Source organism: Mycobacterium sp. 852002-51961_SCH5331710 (assembly GCF_001665535.1).
GTDB lineage: Bacteria > Actinomycetota > Actinomycetes > Mycobacteriales > Mycobacteriaceae > Mycobacterium.
In genome coordinates this window covers 82,698-100,302 of sequence record NZ_LZSQ01000045.1, presented here as the reverse complement: position 1 = coordinate 100,302, position 17,605 = coordinate 82,698, and the positions used below count along the sequence as shown (strand labels likewise).

Annotated in this window: 19 protein-coding genes; 6 read left to right on the top strand and 13 right to left on the bottom strand. The window is 66.9% G+C overall.

Features of this window, described 5'->3' with window-relative positions:
• On the bottom strand, positions 1–1,171 hold a 1,171-nt coding region (locus A5752_RS07900; protein WP_082963800.1), incomplete at its 3' end, for an HNH endonuclease signature motif containing protein.
• Positions 1,172–1,357: 186 nt separating this feature from the next.
• Between A5752_RS07900 and A5752_RS07895 the strand changes: the two genes are divergently transcribed.
• The gene (locus tag A5752_RS07895; protein WP_067083995.1) at positions 1,358–2,035 is read left to right on the top strand and encodes a L,D-transpeptidase family protein; all 678 of its coding nucleotides are present in this window, start codon (positions 1,358–1,360) and stop codon (positions 2,033–2,035) included.
• Here A5752_RS07895 and A5752_RS07890 read toward each other — a convergent pair whose 3' ends face one another.
• Genes A5752_RS07890 through A5752_RS28275 form a run of 5 tightly spaced genes read right to left on the bottom strand, consistent with a single transcriptional unit; the run spans position 2,036 to position 6,535 of the window.
• On the bottom strand, positions 2,036–3,295 hold the full coding sequence (locus tag A5752_RS07890) for an oxygenase MpaB family protein (RefSeq protein WP_067083994.1): 1,260 nt from the start codon (positions 3,293–3,295) through the stop codon (positions 2,036–2,038).
• A 17-nt stretch (positions 3,296–3,312) separates the two neighbouring features.
• Positions 3,313–4,146, bottom strand: a complete 834-nt coding sequence (locus A5752_RS07885) for a TspO-related membrane protein (RefSeq protein WP_067083993.1) — start codon at positions 4,144–4,146, stop codon at positions 3,313–3,315.
• 58 nt (positions 4,147–4,204) lie between these two features.
• Positions 4,205–5,563, bottom strand: coding sequence for an MBL fold metallo-hydrolase (locus A5752_RS07880; RefSeq protein ID WP_067083991.1), 1,359 nt, complete (start codon positions 5,561–5,563; stop codon positions 4,205–4,207).
• A 17-nt stretch (positions 5,564–5,580) separates the two neighbouring features.
• Positions 5,581–6,354 (bottom strand): sulfite exporter TauE/SafE family protein, encoded by a 774-nt coding sequence (locus A5752_RS07875; RefSeq protein ID WP_067083990.1) that lies wholly within the window; start codon positions 6,352–6,354, stop codon positions 5,581–5,583.
• Between the two features lie 16 nt (positions 6,355–6,370).
• Positions 6,371–6,535 carry a DUF8730 family Cys-rich protein gene (locus tag A5752_RS28275; protein ID WP_502686694.1) on the bottom strand — a complete coding sequence of 55 codons (165 nt, stop codon included), beginning with the start codon at positions 6,533–6,535 and terminating at the stop codon, positions 6,371–6,373.
• Between the two features lie 213 nt (positions 6,536–6,748).
• On the opposite strand from A5752_RS28275, the gene A5752_RS07870 reads away from it, so the two are divergent.
• Together A5752_RS07870 and A5752_RS07865 are read left to right on the top strand one after the other, a co-directional pair.
• Entirely contained in the window at positions 6,749–7,018 is a 270-nt protein-coding gene (locus tag A5752_RS07870; RefSeq protein ID WP_067083988.1) for a metal-sensitive transcriptional regulator, read from the top strand.
• A gap of 26 nt (positions 7,019–7,044) precedes the next feature.
• Complete coding sequence (locus A5752_RS07865) at positions 7,045–7,443, top strand: DUF302 domain-containing protein (RefSeq protein ID WP_067083986.1); 399 nt, start codon at positions 7,045–7,047, stop codon at positions 7,441–7,443.
• 72 nt (positions 7,444–7,515) lie between these two features.
• Here the strand turns inward: A5752_RS07865 and A5752_RS07860 are convergent, their stop codons facing one another.
• Positions 7,516–8,610 carry an NADH:flavin oxidoreductase gene (locus tag A5752_RS07860; RefSeq protein ID WP_067084018.1) on the bottom strand — a complete coding sequence of 365 codons (1,095 nt, stop codon included), beginning with the start codon at positions 8,608–8,610 and terminating at the stop codon, positions 7,516–7,518.
• Positions 8,611–8,652: 42 nt separating this feature from the next.
• Entirely contained in the window at positions 8,653–8,784 is a 132-nt protein-coding gene (locus A5752_RS28155) for a hypothetical protein (protein ID WP_286150377.1), read from the bottom strand.
• Positions 8,785–8,893: 109 nt separating this feature from the next.
• On the opposite strand from A5752_RS28155, the gene A5752_RS07855 reads away from it, so the two are divergent.
• Genes A5752_RS07855 through A5752_RS07845 form a run of 3 tightly spaced genes read left to right on the top strand, consistent with a single transcriptional unit; the run spans position 8,894 to position 10,319 of the window.
• Positions 8,894–9,613 (top strand): sigma-70 family RNA polymerase sigma factor, encoded by a 720-nt coding sequence (locus A5752_RS07855; RefSeq protein WP_231983353.1) that lies wholly within the window; start codon positions 8,894–8,896, stop codon positions 9,611–9,613.
• A complete protein-coding gene (locus A5752_RS07850) occupies positions 9,610–9,846 on the top strand; it encodes a hypothetical protein (RefSeq protein ID WP_067083980.1) in 237 nt (78 codons plus the stop codon). Before A5752_RS07855 ends, A5752_RS07850 begins: the two co-directional genes overlap by 4 nt.
• On the top strand, positions 9,843–10,319 hold the full coding sequence (locus tag A5752_RS07845; protein WP_067083979.1) for a DUF417 family protein: 477 nt from the start codon (positions 9,843–9,845) through the stop codon (positions 10,317–10,319). Before A5752_RS07850 ends, A5752_RS07845 begins: the two co-directional genes overlap by 4 nt.
• Positions 10,320–10,325: 6 nt before the next feature.
• Here the strand turns inward: A5752_RS07845 and A5752_RS27440 are convergent, their stop codons facing one another.
• The 5 genes from A5752_RS27440 to A5752_RS07825 form a co-directional block, all read right to left on the bottom strand.
• A complete protein-coding gene (locus tag A5752_RS27440) occupies positions 10,326–10,502 on the bottom strand; it encodes a hypothetical protein (protein WP_156613694.1) in 177 nt (58 codons plus the stop codon).
• A 40-nt stretch (positions 10,503–10,542) separates the two neighbouring features.
• Positions 10,543–13,074, bottom strand: a complete 2,532-nt coding sequence (locus A5752_RS07840) for a DEAD/DEAH box helicase (protein WP_067083977.1) — start codon at positions 13,072–13,074, stop codon at positions 10,543–10,545.
• Complete coding sequence (locus A5752_RS07835; RefSeq protein WP_067083975.1) at positions 13,067–14,002, bottom strand: LysR family transcriptional regulator; 936 nt, start codon at positions 14,000–14,002, stop codon at positions 13,067–13,069. Before A5752_RS07835 ends, A5752_RS07840 begins: the two co-directional genes overlap by 8 nt.
• A 65-nt stretch (positions 14,003–14,067) precedes the next feature.
• Complete coding sequence (locus A5752_RS07830) at positions 14,068–16,410, bottom strand: CaiB/BaiF CoA-transferase family protein (RefSeq protein WP_067083973.1); 2,343 nt, start codon at positions 16,408–16,410, stop codon at positions 14,068–14,070.
• 4 nt (positions 16,411–16,414) lie between these two features.
• Complete coding sequence (locus A5752_RS07825; RefSeq protein ID WP_067083971.1) at positions 16,415–17,605, bottom strand: acyl-CoA dehydrogenase family protein; 1,191 nt, start codon at positions 17,603–17,605, stop codon at positions 16,415–16,417.

The following is a 17,605-nucleotide window of genomic DNA, read 5'->3' as shown; positions in this document are numbered from 1 at the left end:
AGATGTGTATAAGAGACAGGTTCAGCGGTTTGCCGTCGCGGCCGGTGACCATTAGGTGCTCGGCGGGGCCGGTGATGGTGATCTCGCCGCTGTGGTGCAACCGGTGGTGATAGGGGCAGACCAGCACCAGGTTGTCCAGTTCGGTGGGCCCGCCGTCCTCCCAGTGCCGGATGTGATGAGCGTGCAGCCCACGGGTCGCCGCGCATCCAGGGACGCGGCAGGTGCGGTCGCGGTACTCCAGCGCGCGGCGCAGTCGGCGGCTGATCACCCGCGTCGAGCGCCCCGACCCGATCACCTGGCCGTGGCGCTGCAGCCACACCTCACAGCCGGTGTCGCACAACAACAATTGCCGATCGGCCTCGGACAGCACCGGGCCCAGGTGCGGCCACGCCGCGGGGGTGTCGACATCGAGGTGCACGATGACGGTGCTGTGCTGATCATGCGGGCGTCGGGCCACCTCGGCATCCCACGCGGTCTCGACCAGGCGCATGAACGCATCGGTCACCGTCGGGAACGGAACGCGGCACTGCCAGTCACCCTCGGCGGGGCGCTCGTAATCGTCGCCGACCGCATCGGGGCCGTGATCGGCGAAGTGTTCGCCGATCAGCGCGTCGCGGTGCGACTGCAGGGCGGCGTCGAGCTTGGCGGCCTCGATCGTGGGCAGGGTGATGCGGTAGGTGGTGAACTCGTCACCGACGGTTTTGCTGATACCGCGGCGCGGTTCGGGGCGTTCGGGTTCGGGGCGCGGTTCGAGTTTGATCGCGAACCGTAGTTGGTTGACCGTCGCCACCGCCGCCATGTCGGCGTAGTGCCCATCAGAGCCCGCGCCGGCGTATTGGGCGATCACCCCGACCTGATCCAACGACAACCGGCCTTCGCGCATCTCGGAGGTGCAGCGGGGAAACTCCTCGAAACGATGCGCCACCGCGGCCACCTTGGTGGCGGTGCCATCAGACATCCCCAGTTTCCAGGCCACCAGCGCTTTGACCGATCGCACACCCTCGGCGGTCGACCACAGCCCGTCGCGGTCGATCTCGGCGATGATCTCCACGATGCGCCCATCGATCGCATTACGCTGCCCCGACAACTCGGCCAACTGCTCATAGAGCTGACCCAAACGCTGCTTAGGGCCCACCACAACCCGAGCATCCGGAGAAGCGAGCGAAACCATAACCACATCATCACAAAAGGGTCCGACAAGTATTGGACACGGGATCAAAGCAACCGGCTGCACCAAGTAGCGACACGGTCTCGCTTTGGCCGCGAACGGGTTTCGACCGCAGGGTTGGGCCGGATATCGCGGATACGATGGCTCGATTCGACATTCGAGTGACTTATCCCCATCCCGAGGTACCACGTGAAACTGCGAAAGACGCTGGCGTGCCTCGGCGTTGCGCTCCTGTCGCTACCGCTCGCGGCACCGGCAACGACCCAAGCCCAACCTGCCGCTGCTGCCGTGCAGACGACGCAGTGGATCGTCGTCGGGGTGCCCGCCGCCAGTGCCACCTCGGGAACGCTCACCGCCTTCGAGCAGACCGGAGGGCAGTGGAAACCCGTTCTGGGACCGACACCCGCCAAAGTGGGCGCGCTGGGTGTCGGCGCCCCCGCCGACGGTGTGCACCGAACACCGGTCGGCACGTTCACCTTCGACCAGGCCTTCGGCCGGCAACCAAACCCAGGCACCAAGATGCCGTACTTTCAGGCCACGAACCAGGACTGGTGGGACGAGGATGCCGACTCACCGACCTACAACACCCGCGTCCGTTCGCCACGCAAGCCGTCCTCCATCGCCGAGAACCTGTACGACTCCGGTCCCGTCTACGATTACGCCGTCAACATCACCGTCAACCCGCAACGGATCCCGGGGAAGGTCTCTGGCATCTTCCTCCATGTAACCGACGGCAACCCGACCTGGGGGTGCGTGGGCATCGGCCGCGACGAGATGCGCACACTGCTGACCTGGCTCGACCCCGCGGCAGCTCCGAAGATCACCATCGGGGTCGGAAGCCCGTCGCTCGTGCAGTCGAGGGCGTGATCAGCGACGCAAGGGCACGGCGGCCTCGAAAGCCGCCGCCTTACCGGCGGATTGCCACTGTAGCCAGCCCTCCCACCGCTTGAGGTTGTACTGCTGCCAGCGGCGGTCCAGCGTCGACGACAACCGGCGACCGATCTCCAATGCGAGGACCACCGGAAACCGGCTGAGCAGCAACGCGATTCCCGGCAGGGCCGATGGCAGCCGGTAGCGGCGGCGGTTCCAGGGCAGCATGTACAAGCCGAGATACCCGGCCTGCAGGCGGTAGTGGTACTCGGCGCGGAGCCGCTCCAGGCCCCGGTACGCCGGCGCGGGCGCGAAGGCCGGGACGAAGGACTGGACGAGCTCGGTGCCGCTGTCTCCGCTGTCGTAGCTGCGGGCCGCGTCGGACATGAACAGAATCCGCCACGCGTCGGCAACGGTTTCGGGGAAGTACCCGTCGCACCGAACCCCGACAAGGTGCCCGCAGTAACGGTTGAAGTGCAGAACGGCCCGCATCTCGCGCGGTGAGGTGAGGTGCCCGAGAAGGAACAGACCGAAAGCGGGTGCGACGCTGCCGCCCAACAGAGTCAGCAGCATGGCCGACTGGCTGATCGGCAGCCCCCAGCGTTCGGCGTCCCACTCCGGATGCTGTTTGACACGGTCGCGGACGCTGACATGCATGATCCGCACATGCAGAGAGATGTTGCGGCCCAGCGATCCTGGCGTCAGGATCGCTCCGGGTCTGCAGACCTCGATCCACCAGCGTGACGTCTCCAGGTACCGATGCAGCGCGCGCTGCCCGGCATAGCCGCCGGAAAGCGACAGCGGTACCGCCAGCCAGCCCTCGGTGTAGGTGTCGTTGGTGCCGGCGTTTCCGAGCGCCCCCAACGCGTAGGCCCAACGGCGCCAGACCGCCGCGCCTTCCTCCACGAGCTGCGGATCGACCCAGTCGGGCAGCTGCTCGAACTCCTCGAACAGCGCCCGCATCGATGCGGGCGCCTCGGCGACGTTGTCGATGCCCACCCGCTGCGCCGTCTCGACGAGATCGCGGGCCTTCCTGGCGCCCAGCTCACCGTGATAGGTCTCGGCGACGAAGCGTTCGGCGACGGGGTCACCCGCGTTCAGGCCCGTGATGAACGCCCGCGCGGTGGCCTCGGAGGGAAGCAGGTCCACACGCACGAGTCGCTTCACCACATTTCGCAGGCGAGCGCGGCGGCCGGTGAGCCCCGGGTACCGGAACGCGGTGGGCGCGTGAGGTGATCGTGCGCTGAGATCCGGCATGGCTCAGTCTTAGCCGACTAGTTCGCGAGCGTACGGTTTTTCGCGGACTCTTTCGGCGCGCGCGTACGCAGGCGCACACTCGCTGCGACGGCGGCGGCCACCACGGCCACCACGGCCGCACCGGTCAACGAGGCGATCAGGATCGACGTGGTGTCGTGCAGGCGCACCGCGATACCGACCAGCGCCCAGACGATCACCAGCCCGTAGGCGACGTCGCGGTGAAGCAGGTTCATCACCACGCCAAGGGCGGCCGCCACCGCGATCATGATCACGCCCCATGTCGGCTCGGAGAGCCCGAAGCCGGACCACCCCGCGTCGTCGAGGGTGATCGTCGCGTTGGCGATCGTCGCGACCGAGATCCAGCCCAGGTACACGCGGAACGGGATGTGCACCGTCCAGCGCTCCAGCGTCGAGGTGGGCGGGCTGCAGGCTTGCAGGCGGTAAATGATGATCAGGGCGATCAGCAGCACCACCATCAGCAGCATGCTCAGCGGAAACCGGTTGTGATGCCACGCGAACAGCCAACAACAGTTGGCCACCGCGGTCAGCACGTACCAGGGGGCGATGGCGCGCGCGGCGCCGCTGTCGGCACGGCCCCGGGTCAGTGCGACGCCGAGGTACACGCTGTATGCGATCAACCCGAGGTAGATCACGCTCCAGATAGAGAAGACGTAACCGGCAGGCACGAAGTACACCTCGTAGCGGCGGGTGACGTCACCGGTGGTCTGGCCGTTGATCGGTAGGGCGTTGGCCAGATAATTGACGACGAGTGTGGCCGCCGTGGCCAGGCCCACGACAAGGGGCAACAGCCACGCGGATGGCGAACGGCCGTCGACGGTACGGCTGACCATATGAGCTCCTCCTTCGAGAGACATGCGGGATATGCCCATTTGCCGCGCTTTCCGAACCCTAGTTATCGTCCGCCGCGGTGAGGCCGAGCTCTTTCGCCCTGTCGAAGTGGTCGTCGATCAGCACGACGGCGTGGCCCGCGCGATGGAGTATCGACGCCGCGATCGAGGACCGATATCCGGACGCGCAATGCACCCAGACCGTCGTGGTGGGGACTTCGCCGAGCCGCTCGGGTAGCTCATGCAACGGTATGTTGCGCGCTCCCGGAATGTGCTCGGACTCGTACTCGTGGCTCTGTCGCACATCGAGCACCGCCACGGCGTCCGCGCGGCGCTGGTCGGCCAGTTCCGCGAAATCCGCGACCGGGTAGGAACCGAGCGGCATTCCATCGCTCAGATCGTCGATGTCACCGGTGGCCGCACCCGTCAGTCGGTCGACGCCGATACGCACCAATTCCCGTTTTGCGTCGGCGATCTGATCCGGCGACTCACCGATCAACGTCACCGGCGCACCCCACTCATAGAGCCAGCCGAAATAGCTGACGAAGGAGCCGGACAACTCAAAACCGAACGCTCCCTGCAAATGTCCGGCCGCGAAGGCCCTCCGATTGCGCAGATCGACCACCCATTCGCCGGCCTCGAGTCGGCGGCGCAGTTCGTCCGGATCGATCGGCTCGGGCGGCGTCAGATCGACTGGGGCCGGACCCTCACTGTTGATGACGCCCATGTGCGCGTAGTACGCGGGGTAGGCCGAAAGTCCGGCGAGCAGTTCGTCGACGAAGCTCTGTTCGTCCTGTGTGAGCGCCGGGTTGGACCGTCGTTGCTCGCCGACCGTTGATTCATCACCGGAAGCCGGTGTGGCCGAACAGAAGCTGCCGAAACCATGAGTCGGGTAGACCGGTGTGTCGGGGGGCAGATGATCGGCGATCTTGCGCACCGAGTGATATTGCGCATGGGTGAGTTCCTTGGTGTCCTCCGCGCCGATCAGGTCCGTACGACCGGTGGTGCCGAACAACATTGAACCACCGGTGAAGACGCCCTGGACCTTGCCGGTGTCGTCCCGCAGCACATAACTGATGTGATGATGGGTGTGGCCCGGAGTGTGCATCGCCTCCAGACGGATGGGTCCGGCGTCGATCACCTCACCGTCGCTGACTGCGCGACGGGGGTAGTTGACATCATCGCCCGCGGGCACCACGTACTCGGCGCCGACGGTGCGCGACAGTTCGAGTCCACCGGTCAGATAGTCGTTGTGCAGGTGCGTTTCGGCCACGTGGGTGATGCGCACCTTGAGATCATCGGCAAGCGTGAGCACCCGGTCGATGTCGCGCTGCGGATCGATCGCAACGGCGACGTCACCGTGGCTGATCAGATAACTGCGGTCACCGAGTCCGGCGGTTTCGATGATCGAGACGTCCATTGGTTCTCCTTCTGTTGTCATCGTAGAAAGATGGTGTCGACGAGAACGTAAGCGGCGACGGCGAATACGAGGTAGGCAAACCAGCGCTGCAGACGGTCGGTGTCGACCTTGGTGCCGAAGTATCCGGCGGCGAGCGAGGCGACCATCGCCGCTGCGACGAATGCCGCGGTGAGCGACCAGTCGACACTGATGCCGTGAAGATGCGAGAAGATGCCGGCCACGGAGTTGGCGACGATGATCAGCAGCGAAGTGCCGATCGCAGTGGACATTTCGACCCCGAGTACGACCACGAGCGCCGGAATGATGAGGAATCCGCCACCGACGCCGAACAGCCCGGTCAGCAAGCCCACGACAAGGCCGGCCCCGATCGATCGTGGCGCGCAGCGGCGCCAATTGACCTGACCGGCGCGCACCTCGCAAGCGGTGCCGGTATGGCCCTGATCGATCAGCATGCGAACCCCGGCGATGACCATCACGACGGCGAACCCGATCAGCAGCGCCGACTCCGGCAGGTGTCTGCTGATGGCACTGCCGAGGACCGTCGCGGGGATACCGGCCGCCGAGAAGATTCCGGCCATGCGCCACCGGACCTGTCGGGCGCGAATCTTCGGCAGCACACCGACCGCCGACGCGGTGGCGACGACGATCAGCGAGATCGGAATGGCCTGTTCGACGCCGATGCCCATGCCGTAGACGAGGGCCGGAACGGCGAGTATCGAGCCCCCGCCACCGAGAAGGCCCAGAAGTACGCCGATCAGCGCACCGAGACCTACACCTGCCGCCAACGCCATGAAAGGCCTGTACCCGTTACCGGCGCCAGAACCCGCGCGCGGGGCGAGGCGCGGGCCCCGCGGTCCGCTCACAGCGGCACTGCTGTGCGGTCGGTACCGACCGCATCACCTCGTCGACGTGCTGGCCGCAGCCGTCCCACGTCGTCTTGCCGCAGGACGGACATCGGACTGCGTAACACATGATGAGACCTCTCTTCGAGAACGTACGAGGAAGCGTATACCCCCCTCGGTATTATCTACCGTACCCCCCGCGGTATTTATTCCGGAGCCGGATCGGTCTTTTTCAGCGCTCCGGCAGCCGCCGCGACCAGGGAATTTCGCCTTCGGCCGCCGCGTTGAAGGGGGCAGTCCATACCCCCACGGGTAATGTGGACCACAGACGAAAGGAACCACCATGGTTGGTGATCAAGAGGCCATCGGCGCCGTGCTCAACCGGCTGCGGCGCGCGCAAGGACAACTCGCCGGCGTGATCGCGATGATCGAGCAGGGCCGCGAATGCAAGGACGTCGTGACTCAGCTCGCGGCTGTCTCTAGGGCGCTCGATCGTGCCGGCTTCAAGATCGTCGCGACGGGTCTACGGGAATGCATGACCGGCGACCAAGAGGGTAATGAGAAGCCCATGACCGAGGCGGAACTCGAGAAACTCTTCCTCGCACTGGCCTGACCATTCCGACGACCACGGGAGCCATCATGAGCATCGCACTGGCCACGAGCCTGAAGACATCGTTCGACGATGCGGTCACCCGCACACGTGACGCGCTGGCTGAGCAAGGCTTCGGTGTACTGACCGAGATCGACGTGAAAGCGACGCTGAAGAACAAGCTCGACGAGGACATGGAGAACTACCTGATCCTCGGCGCGTGCAATCCGCCGTTGGCGCACCGGGCGATAGACGTGCAACGTCAGATCGGTCTACTGCTGCCGTGCAACGTCGTGGTCCGCAGCGACCCAGAGGACCCGCAGACAACGCTCATCGAAGCGATGAATCCGCAGTTGCTGGTCGACGTCACAGAGGAGCCGGGACTCAAGCCGATCGCCGAAGAAGTCGGAAGCAAGCTCAAAGCGGTGATCGACGCGTTGTCCCAGTGACGCCGGGCGGATACCTGTCGGCGATCAGGCCGAGCACCACGACGCCGACGTGGCGTTTCGCGCAGGGACCGGTCAGGCGAGCTCCGCCAGCGCGACCTCGGGGTCGTATCCGGCGAACTCGTCGAGTCGGCCATCGCGTAGCCGGTTGACCCACGCCGGATCGGCGAGAAGGGCGCGACCGATCGCGACGATGTCGAACTCGCCCGACTCGAACTGCTCGACCAGGCGATCGACGGGCGCCGGCGCAATCACCTCGCCCCGCCGCTCGCTGCGGAACTGCGTTTCCAGGCCGACCGAGCCCACCGCGATCACCGGACGGCCCGACACCTTCTTCGTCCAGCCCGCGAGGCTCAGTTCGCGGTTGTGATCCGGAAATCCGGCCACGTAGTGCCTGCGCGTCGACGGGTGGAAGACGTCGACCCCGGCGTCGGCTAACGGGGTCAGCAGCTGGAGAAGGTCGGTGGGATCGGCGGCGATCGACGCCGCGTAGTCGGTGCCCTTCCACTGCGAGAAGCGGAAGATGATCGGATATCCCGGCCCCAGGGCGGCCCGCACCGCGGCGACGACCTCCGACGGGAAACGCGTGCGTTCGGCGAGAGATCCGCCATACTCGTCTGTGCGCAGATTCGTTCGCGTCCAGAAGAACTCGTCCAGTAGGTAACCGTGGGCGCCGTGCAGCTCGACAGCATCGAAACCGGCGTCTCGGGCGGCCTCAGCGCTCTGCACGTACAAATCGGCGACTCGAGACAATTCGTCGGCCTCCAGCGCACGCCCCCTGGGCCGACCGTGGCCGTCGACACCCGACGGGCTGACCGGCGCGACACCATCGGCGTCGTCGCGCTGCGCGCCCTGGTGCCACAGCTGCGCGGCGATCGTCCCGCCCTCGGCGTGCACACCGTCGACGACGCGCGCCCAGCCCGCCACCGCGTCCTGTCCGGCGAGTGTCGGGATGGAGTACGGGTATCCGGCGGCGGCGTCCGGAAGCCGGATCCCTTCGGTGATGATCAGCCCGACGCCACCGGCGGCGCGGCGGCGGTAGTACTCGGCCACATCGGCCCCCGGGACACCGTCCGGAGAGGCCTGACGGGTCATTGGCGCCATCGCGAACCGGTTCGGAACGGTCAATGAGCCGATGGTCAATGGTGCAAACAACTTCTGAACGGCCACGAAGCCGTTCAACGCCACGCCACCGGAGATGATTCCGGCAGGCTACTGCTCCGACGGCTTCTCGACGGCGTCATCGGGCAGCGGCAACCCTTCCGCGCCGGGGGTCGCGGGAGACAGCACGTCCTCGGCACTCTCGGCAGGCTCCGGCGTTACATTCTCGTTTGGAGATGTCATGCTCGTTGCGATACCCCCGAGCGGCCGGCGGTAATCGCACCATCAGCCAAGCCCGTCAGCCGAGACGGTGAGCGCGGGGTAGTGCAGATTGGTGTCCGGCGGTAGGCACATGCGGGTGCATGTGGGAAAAACTCGGATCGAGGTAAGACGGCGGCGGACGGCGACGCCAATGAAACGAGAGGACCCACGTCGTTTCAGGAAAGGAGTGCGGGTGGACGCCGAGTCCGATGAATGGCTGCGCCTGCTCCACTCCGCGAACCCTCGGCGCGAGACCGCGATCGCCCGACTGCACGGGCAGTTGCTGCGGGCCGCGCACAGCGAGGTGCGGCGACGGCAAACGCGGATCAGCGGCATTGAACTCGACGACATCGCACAGCAGGCCGCGTCGGATGCCACCGTCGCCGTGCTCGACAAGCTCGCGACGTTTCGCGGTGAGAGCCGCTTCACGACGTGGGCCTACAAGTTCGTGATCCTCGAGGTCGCCAACAAGCTCGGCCGCCACTATTGGCGCGACCCGCCGGTGGCCCTGCAGACCGAAGACTGGAACCGGCTGCCCGAGCGGTTCGGTGTCGATCCGAGCCAATATGCCGAGACCGCCGAGCTCACCGCCGCAATCAGGCGCGCCGTCGAGACTACCCTCACCGACCGTCAACGACAGATGTTCATCGACATCGTCGTCAAGGGCATACCGCTCGATGCCTTGTGCATCACGCGCGGCGTGAACCGAAACGCAGTCTACAAAGCCGTTTTCGAGGCGCGACGTAAGATCCGCGAGTTCCTGGTCGCCAATGAGTATCTGACCGACCGCGCCGCATTGGACACATCGTGACCGACTGGACCCGCCTGCACCGGTTCCTCGCCACCGATCCCCGCGACGTCGGTTGCGAGGAGGCGATGGAGGTTCTGCACATCTACGCCGAGGTACCGGCAGACGAAAGGGCGCAGCGCTTTCCGGGTGTGATGGCACACCTGCGGGCCTGCGGTCCGTGTGCCGACGACTTCGACGGATTGCTGGCCGCCATCGCCGAGGATCACGGCCGAGCGCAGCAGGAGGAGCATTGACCGCAACGCGGATCACCGTATTGGGCCGGGCGATCTGCCGCTACGGCCTCGTCGTGGTGCTCGCCTGGATCGGCGTCGGCAAATACGTGAAGATGGAGAGCCGCACGCTCATCGAGCACAGCCCGCTGATGAGCTGGGTGTACGACATCTTCAGCGTGACGACGGTGGCCTATGCGCTCGGCACGGCCGAGATCATCGCCGCGATACTCATTGCGCTGCGCCCGGTTTCGGCCCGCGCCTCTACGGCGGGCAGCGCGATGGCCGTCGTGCTGTTCGTCGGAACCTTGAGCTTCCTGTTCACGACCCCCGGTGTGGTCTCGACGCATGCGGGCCCGATCCCGGTGCTGTCCGGGCTGCCGGGCCAGTTCCTGCTCAAAGACCTGGTCCTGATCGGCGTCGCGGTGTGGTGCCTCGGGGAAGCGATGACCGCGAGCCGTTCGGCCGCGCCGTCGGAGCGGTTCGCCGCAGTCTGACGACGCTCACGCCCCGCGACGAACCGGCCACCCGGCGGGGGTGCACCCGAGGTCTTCGTCAGCGACATCGACGAGGCGCGCCTCCGCGCGGCGGAACGGTTCGGCGCCCTTCGCGATGAGGGAGAACTCGTCGGTATGGCCATGGACTTCTCCGGATCGACGTCCGCTGTCGACTTCCTGCACCGAACATCCGTGGGCTTCGGTAGTGACCGATCCGGGTCGCTCAGTCGAAGCGGCCGGCGTCGATGACCCGCAGTACGACCGCGCCGGCCTCGTCGGAGTCCGCAAGGTCGACCTCGACGGTGAAGCCCCAGTCGTGGTCGCCCGCTGGATCGTCGAAAATCTGCCGCACCCGCCACACCTCAGGCTCACGCTCGATGATCAGCAGCGCCGGACCGCGAGCGTCGCCGCCGGTGCCGACGTCGGCGTGCTCGTCGAAGTAGTCTCCCCCGACCTGCTCCCAGCGCTTCGCGGTCCATCCCGAACCGCTGTCCAGCGCGCCGAGTTCGTTCCAGCGTTGCCGAGCGAACAACTGCACGCGCCGGAACAAGGCGTTGCGCACCATCGCCGTGAACGCACGCTGGTTGCCACTCAGCGGGCGCGGCGTGGCCGGCACCGCGGCGGGGGCGTCGTTCGGCTGGTCGGGGTCGGTCAGCTGCTCCCATTCGTCGAGCAGGCTCGAATCCACCTGGCGGACAAGCTCGCCGAGCCACTCGACGATATCGGTGAGCTCCTCGGTCCTGGCCGCGGCGGGCACCCCGGACCGCAGCGCCTTGTACGCGTCGGACAGGTAGCGCAGTACCGCGCCCTCGGCGCGGGTCAGTCCGTACTCGCTGACGTATTCACGGAACGTCATGGCGCGTTCCCACATTTCGCGTACCACCGACTTCGGAGACAGCCGGGCGTCGGCCGCCCACGGGTTGCTCTGCAAGTAAACCTCGAAGGTGTGCTCGAGCAACTCCTCGAGCGGCTTGGAATAGGTGACGTCGTCGAGCAGCACGATGCGCTCGTCGTACTCGATGCCTTCTGCCTTCATCGCCGCGACGGCTTCGCCTCGCGCCTTGTTCAGCTGCGCCGCCAGGATCTGGCGCGGGTCCTCCAGCGTCGCCTCGATCACCGAAACCACGTCCAGCGCGAACGTTTCCGACGCCGGATCGAGCACATCGACGGCGGCCAGCGCGAAGGTCGACAACGGTTGATACAACGCGAAGTTCGGGGGGAGGTCGACGGTCAGCCGGTACCTGCGGCCGTCGGGTCCGGGTTCGTCGAGGCGCTCCACCACACCGGCCTGCAGCAGCGACCGCGCGATACCGACGGCCTCGCGGATGTGGTGCAGTTGACGTTTGCGTGGCTCGTGGTTGTCGGTCAGCAGCCGCCGCATCGCCTCGAACGGGTCATCGGGACGGTCGACGACGTCGAGGATCATGGCCGTCGACACCCGCATGTTGCTGGTCAGCGGTTCGGGCGTGGCCTCTATCAACCGATTCATCGTCGACTCGCTCCACGGCACCATGCCCTCGGGAGCCTTGCGTCGCACCAGCTTTCGGCGTTTTTTGGGATCGTCGGCGACCTTGGCGAACTGTTTGAGGTTCTCCACCTCGTGGTCGGGCGCCTGCACGACTACGGTACCCGCGGTGTCGTAGCCGGCCCGTCCGGCCCGGCCGGCGATCTGGTGGAACTCGCGGGCGTTGAGCAACCGGGTGCGGATACCGTCGTACTTCGACAGCGCCGAGAACACCACCGTGCGGATCGGCACGTTGATGCCGACGCCCAGCGTGTCGGTCCCGCAGATGACCTTGAGCAGGCCGGCCTGCGCCAACTGTTCGACCAGCCGCCGGTACTTCGGCAGCATCCCGGCGTGGTGCACTCCGATACCGTGTCGTACCAGCCGCGACAGCGTCGTGCCGAAGGCCGTGGAGAACTGGAATGCGCCTAACATTTCCCGGATTTCGGCCTTCTCGTCTTTGGTGCTGACGTTGACACTCATCAGCGCCTGCGCGCGCTCCAGCGCCGAGGCCTGGGTGAAGTGCACGACGTAGATCGGGGCCTGCCCGGTCTCGAGTAGGTCACCGATCGTCTCGTGCATCGGAGTGGTCGCATACGAAAAGAACAGCGGCACGGGACGTTCGGCGTTGGCCACCAGCGCAGTCGGCCGGCCGGTGCGCCGGGAGAGGTCGTCACGCAGGAACGAGACGTCACCCAGCGTCGCCGACATCAGCAGGAACTGGGCCTTCGGCAGTTCCAGCAGCGGAACCTGCCAGGCCCATCCGCGGTCCGGGTCGCCGTAGAAATGGAACTCGTCCATCACCACCAACGCGATGTCCGCGTCGGCCCCTTCGCGCAGCGCGATATTGGCCAGCACCTCGGCGGTGCATGTGATGATCGGGGCGTCGGCGTTGACCGCGGCGTCGCCGGTCAGCATGCCGACGTTGACCGCGCCGAACACCTCGCACAGTGAGAAGAATTTCTCGCTGACCAGCGCCTTGATCGGTGCGGTGTAGAAGCTGCGGCTACGCCCCGCCGAGGATCGAGCCAGCGCCGCGAACAGCGCGCCCGTGGCGACCAACGACTTCCCTGAACCGGTCGGGGTCGCCAGGATGACGTTGGCACCGCTGACCAACTCGATCAGCGCTTCTTCCTGCGCCGGATACAGTACCGTGCCGTTCGCCTCGGCCCATGCGGCGAACGCCGCAAACAGCGCGTCGAGATCGGTGCCGAGTCCTGTTGCGACGTCGGCGAGAGAAGCCTCAGGCACCCCGATGCACCGGCCCCAGCCGGTCGGCGATCTGCTCGACGGCCGACTCGACCTCGGCAAGCCGGTTTCGGAGCCGTTCGGGCACCCACGCCAGCGCGATACGCGCCGGGGCCCAGTTGGTCTCGTCGATCGGGATCAACTTGAACTCCGGCGGGGAGAACATCTTGCCGATCAGCGAATCCGGTGCGTAGCTCACCAGCGCGACGAGGTGCCGGTTGAACACCTGCGTGGCCATCTCGAGTTCGCCTCCGCGCTGGTTCGTCGTCGCGCGGACGATGCGATGCACACCGCGGCTGTTGAGGCGCCGCGTCAATCCCGCCAGCACCACCGGATTGGGCCGGGCGAAGTCGATCACGACCTCCCGGTCGCGCAACTCGTCGATCACCACCAGGTCCTTGGCGGCCAGCGGATCGTCGAACCGCACCGCGACCGCGCCCTGGTAGCTCGCCACCACCTTGTGGCGCAGGCGTTTGTCGCTGGCGGGCAGGTGGATCAGGCCGAGTTCGGCCTGTCCGGCGATCAGCTTGGCGGCGACCTCGGTGCCCGACCCCGGAACGGTGAACTCCGTCGCCCCGGGCAGGTCGGCCAGCACCGCCTCGAGCTGGGCGAGGAGGTCCGACGGCGCATAGGCGGTGGCGCTGAGCCGCAGCGGCACCGAACCCTGCGCCCCCTGCATCGCGGTGGCCTTGAACTCCTCGACCTGCCGCAGGATCTCGCGGGCCGGACCGATCAGCCGCTCGCCGAGCGGGCTCAACCGCACCTCGTGATATCCGCGTTCGAACAGCGGTCCACCGAGTTCCTTTTCGAGGAGCTTGATCTGCTTGCTCAGCGGGGGCGGCGTGATCATCAACTTGTCCGCGGCCCGTTTGAAGTGCAATTCGTCGGCGACGGCGACGAAGTACCTGAGCCTGGTGAAGTCGATGTCCATTCCTGCCGGTCTCGAACGGGGTGCCCGTGCACCCCGAATGCTACGAGATCACCGGCGCGTCCCGGTCAGACCGCTGCGTCGACGTCTGTCGTCTCGAACACTCCGCGGCTGTGCAGCGCCTCGATCTCGGTCGCGTTCAGGCCGAGGAGCTCCGCGGCGATCTCAGCGGTCTGCTCGCCGATGAGTGGGGCTTGGCGCAGCGGCGGGTCGGCCACGTGATCGCAGTGGATCTGCACGTTCTCCATCGTGAACGGGACGTCTCCGTGCGGGTGGAGTTCCTCGCGGAACGACCGCCGCTGCTCGTAGTAGCTCCACGACGGCAGCTCGTCGGCGTGCATGACGGCACCGGCCGGCACGCCCGCGGCCTGCAGCTTCTCCATCGCCTCGGTCCGCGAATGCCGTTCGGTCCACGCGCGCACGGCATCGGGGTCCACCTCGCCGTCGCCGGGCAGGCCGACGACCCACCGCAACGCCTGCAGGTCGGCGTCGTCGCGAACGGTGATCGCGATCCACTTGTCGTCCCCGGCCGCGGGGAACAGCCCCCACGGCCCACGCGGTTGCGCACCGGAGCGGGTGTGCCCGGCGCGCTCGAGGGCATCGGCGGCGATCTCGGCGGCGACGTGGCTCAACATCACCTCGGCCTGGGCGACGCTCGCCGACCCGCCCTCACCGGTGCGCTCGCGACGCAGGAGCAGCGCGATCGCGGACAGGGCGCCGATCCTGGCCGCGACGTGGTCCGGGTACACGGTGACGGTGTCGCAGAAGGTATCCGGTTCGCCCGGATACACCCACTGGTTCGTGAACCCGACCGCAGCGCGGACCAGCGGCCCGTATCCCAGGCGTTTGGCCCACGGACCGGTCGGGCCGAACGCCGAACTGTCGACCACCACGACGCCGGGGTTGATCCGCCGCAGCGTCGCGTGGTCCATGCCCAACGCCTCGGCGACACCGGGTTTGAAATTCGTCAGCACCACGTCGGAGATCCGCGCCAGGCGATGCGCGAGTTCCCTGCCTTCCTCCGTGCGCAGATCGAGCCCGATCGAGCGCTTGTTGCGGTGGCCCGCGGCGAACGGCTGGGTCATCGTCGTGAGCTTGCCGACGCGCAGCCCGTCGGGGTGGGCGGAGTGTTCGATCTTGACGACGTCGGCGCCCAGATCACCGAAAAGCCGGCCGGTGTCGGCGCCGACGACAATGACGCCGAGGTCCAGCACCCGGATACCCTCCAGGGGGCGGCCTTCGCCCTGGCGCTGGCGGCTCGCCAACAACGGGGCTGCGGTGAGGCGTTCGGAGCGTTCGGACGAGATGTCGAGTGCGCTCGCCCGGTGTCCGTCGATCTCAGTGACCCCGACCGGGATCGGGGCCACGACGCCGGGGGCCAACTCGACGTCGCGGAAAAAGCCGCGGGCACCGAAGTGTTCGGCCGTCAAGGCCTCCGACAGCGTGAGGACGGCCGCCGTCGGCACGCCGTGGGCCTGCCCCTGCGATTCGAGTTCTGCGCGGGTCTTGTCGGCGCAGAAGCGGGCGATGGCGTCGAGCAGATGCGGTGAGCGGAAACGCTTTCCGAGCTTGTCGTAGGACGGGTCGGCGAACTCCTCGGGGCTGCCCATCCAGGTGAACATCCCGCGCCACTGCCGTTTGGCCAGAATGCAGATCCGCACGTGGCCGTCCTTGCAGGGGATGATCGGATAACGCTGGCGTTCGGCGTCCCAGTCGCGTTGCTGCACGCTCACCGCGACGCCCGCCGACGCACTCCCGGCCGACCCGAACGGCGGATCGAGCGTCTGCATCGCACCGTCGAGGATCGAGAAGTCGATCAGGTCTCCCTCGCCGGTGCGCAAGCGGTCCAGGTAGACCGCGACGGTCATCACCGCGGCCTGCGCGGCGGCCACGTGATAGGGCAACTCGGCTGGCGGGACCAGCGGCTCACGGCCCGGGATGCCGGACCGGGACAGCTCGCTACTCAAGGCGTGAAACACCGGGCCGCTGCCCTGCCAGGTGCGGTAGTCGTTGTCGCGGCCGAAGTCGCTGAGCGACAGGATCACCAGCGACGGGTGCTGCCTGCGGATCTCACGCACGGCCAGCGTCGCTTCGGCGAGCGACCCCGGCCGGGTGTTTTCGATCAGAATGTCTGCGCTACCGAGCATTTCGGCGAACCGGTCGCGGTCGACCACGGTCGAGAGATCCAGCGCGATGGGCGCCATGCCGTGCCGGTTGATCGCGGTCTGCACCGGAACCCCGCCGACGTGCGGGCCCACAGCGACGTCTTCGGTGACACCGCGCATCTGCACCGCGGTCACGGTGGCGCCGAGATCGGCGAGCAGGCGGCCGACTGCCGTCATAGGTCCCGAGCTCAGATCGAGGATTCGGGTTCCGGACAGCGGGGGATCGTATGCGGCGCTGTGTGACACCGCGTCAGCTCCGGCGGGCCTGACGGAACGGGATGTCGCGGTCGGCCTCGGGCTCCTTGGGCAACCCCAGCACTCGCTCGCCGATGATGTTGCGCTGAATCTGATCGGTGCCGCCGCCGATCGAGGTGAAGAATGCGTTGAGCGTCAGGAAGTTGACGTCATCGGCCACCGGGTTCTCCGGCCCGGCCAACAGGGCCTGCGCGCCGATGATCTGCGTCTTCATCGCGGCCTCGGTGTGCAGGATCTTCGACATCGCGAGCTTGCCCAGCGACATGATCGAGCTCGACGTACCTTGCGACGTACTGGCTTTCGCGCGGGCGTTGTTGAGCTTGTTGAGCTCGCGCATCGCCAGCACCTTGGCCAGTGGGTAGCGCACGGCGGGGTCGTCGAGCACGCCATGTTCGCGGGCGAGCTCAATCAGGCTGTCGGCCTTGCGGCTTCGGGATCCGCGGGCGCTGTCGCCCATGATCGAGCGTTCGTACGCCAGCGCGGTCTGCAGCGCCCGCCAGCCGTTGCCCTCGCCACCCAACAGGTAGTCGTCGGCCACGGTCGCGTCGTTGATGAAGACCTCGTTGAAGTGGGATTCGCCGGTGATCTGCACCAGCGGGCGCACCTCGATGCCGGGCTGCTTCATCGGCATGATGAACAGGCTCAAGCCTTTGTGCTTGGGCACATCCCAGTCGGTGCGGGCCAGCAGCAGTGCGTAGTCGGCGGTCAGCGCGCCCGACGTCCACACCTTCTGCCCGTTGACCACCCACTGGTCGCCGTCGCGGACCGCGGTGGTGCGCACGCTGGCCAGGTCGGAGCCGGCGCCCGGCTCGCTGTAGAGCAGGCAGGTGCGCGACCGCTCGACCAGGAAATCGCGCAGTAGGTCGCCCTTGAGCTTCTCGGTGCCGAGCTTGAGCGCGGTGTTGGCCGGGATGTTGTACTTGTCCTGCCGCGATCCCGGCGCCTTGATCGCCGAGAACTCTTGACCGATGACGGCGGCCAGGTCGCTCGGGTAGCCACGGCCGAACCACTCGGTGGGGTAGGTCGGCACCGCGTATCCGGCGTCGAGCACCTTCTCCAGCCATGCGATGCGCTCCGGGGAGGACGCCCACGGGTCATCGGACTTGGGCAGCGGAGTCCAGTTGTCGCGCAACCACTCCCGGACTTCGGCGCGCAGCTCGTCGGCGGTGGGAAGCTGAGAAGTCAT

Excerpts from the sequence above, each read along its gene's own strand:
- A5752_RS07885 (WP_067083993.1), bottom strand. The coding sequence starts at position 4,146 with ATGGTCAGCCGTACCGTCGACGGCCGTTCGCCATCCGCGTGGCTGTTG.
- A5752_RS07865 (WP_067083986.1), top strand. The coding sequence starts at position 7,045 with ATGAGCATCGCACTGGCCACGAGCCTGAAGACATCGTTCGACGATGCG.
- A5752_RS07825 (WP_067083971.1), bottom strand. The coding sequence starts at position 17,605 with ATGACTTCTCAGCTTCCCACCGCCGACGAGCTGCGCGCCGAAGTCCGG.
- A5752_RS07855 (WP_231983353.1), top strand. The coding sequence starts at position 8,894 with ATGCGGGTGCATGTGGGAAAAACTCGGATCGAGGTAAGACGGCGGCGG.
- A5752_RS07870 (WP_067083988.1), top strand. The coding sequence starts at position 6,749 with ATGGTTGGTGATCAAGAGGCCATCGGCGCCGTGCTCAACCGGCTGCGG.
- A5752_RS07880 (WP_067083991.1), bottom strand. The coding sequence starts at position 5,563 with ATGGACGTCTCGATCATCGAAACCGCCGGACTCGGTGACCGCAGTTAT.
- A5752_RS07875 (WP_067083990.1), bottom strand. The coding sequence starts at position 6,354 with ATGGCGTTGGCGGCAGGTGTAGGTCTCGGTGCGCTGATCGGCGTACTT.
- A5752_RS07835 (WP_067083975.1), bottom strand. The coding sequence starts at position 14,002 with ATGGACATCGACTTCACCAGGCTCAGGTACTTCGTCGCCGTCGCCGAC.
- A5752_RS28275 (WP_502686694.1), bottom strand. The coding sequence starts at position 6,535 with ATGTGTTACGCAGTCCGATGTCCGTCCTGCGGCAAGACGACGTGGGAC.
- A5752_RS28155 (WP_286150377.1), bottom strand. The coding sequence starts at position 8,784 with ATGACATCTCCAAACGAGAATGTAACGCCGGAGCCTGCCGAGAGTGCC.
- A5752_RS07890 (WP_067083994.1), bottom strand. The coding sequence starts at position 3,295 with ATGCCGGATCTCAGCGCACGATCACCTCACGCGCCCACCGCGTTCCGG.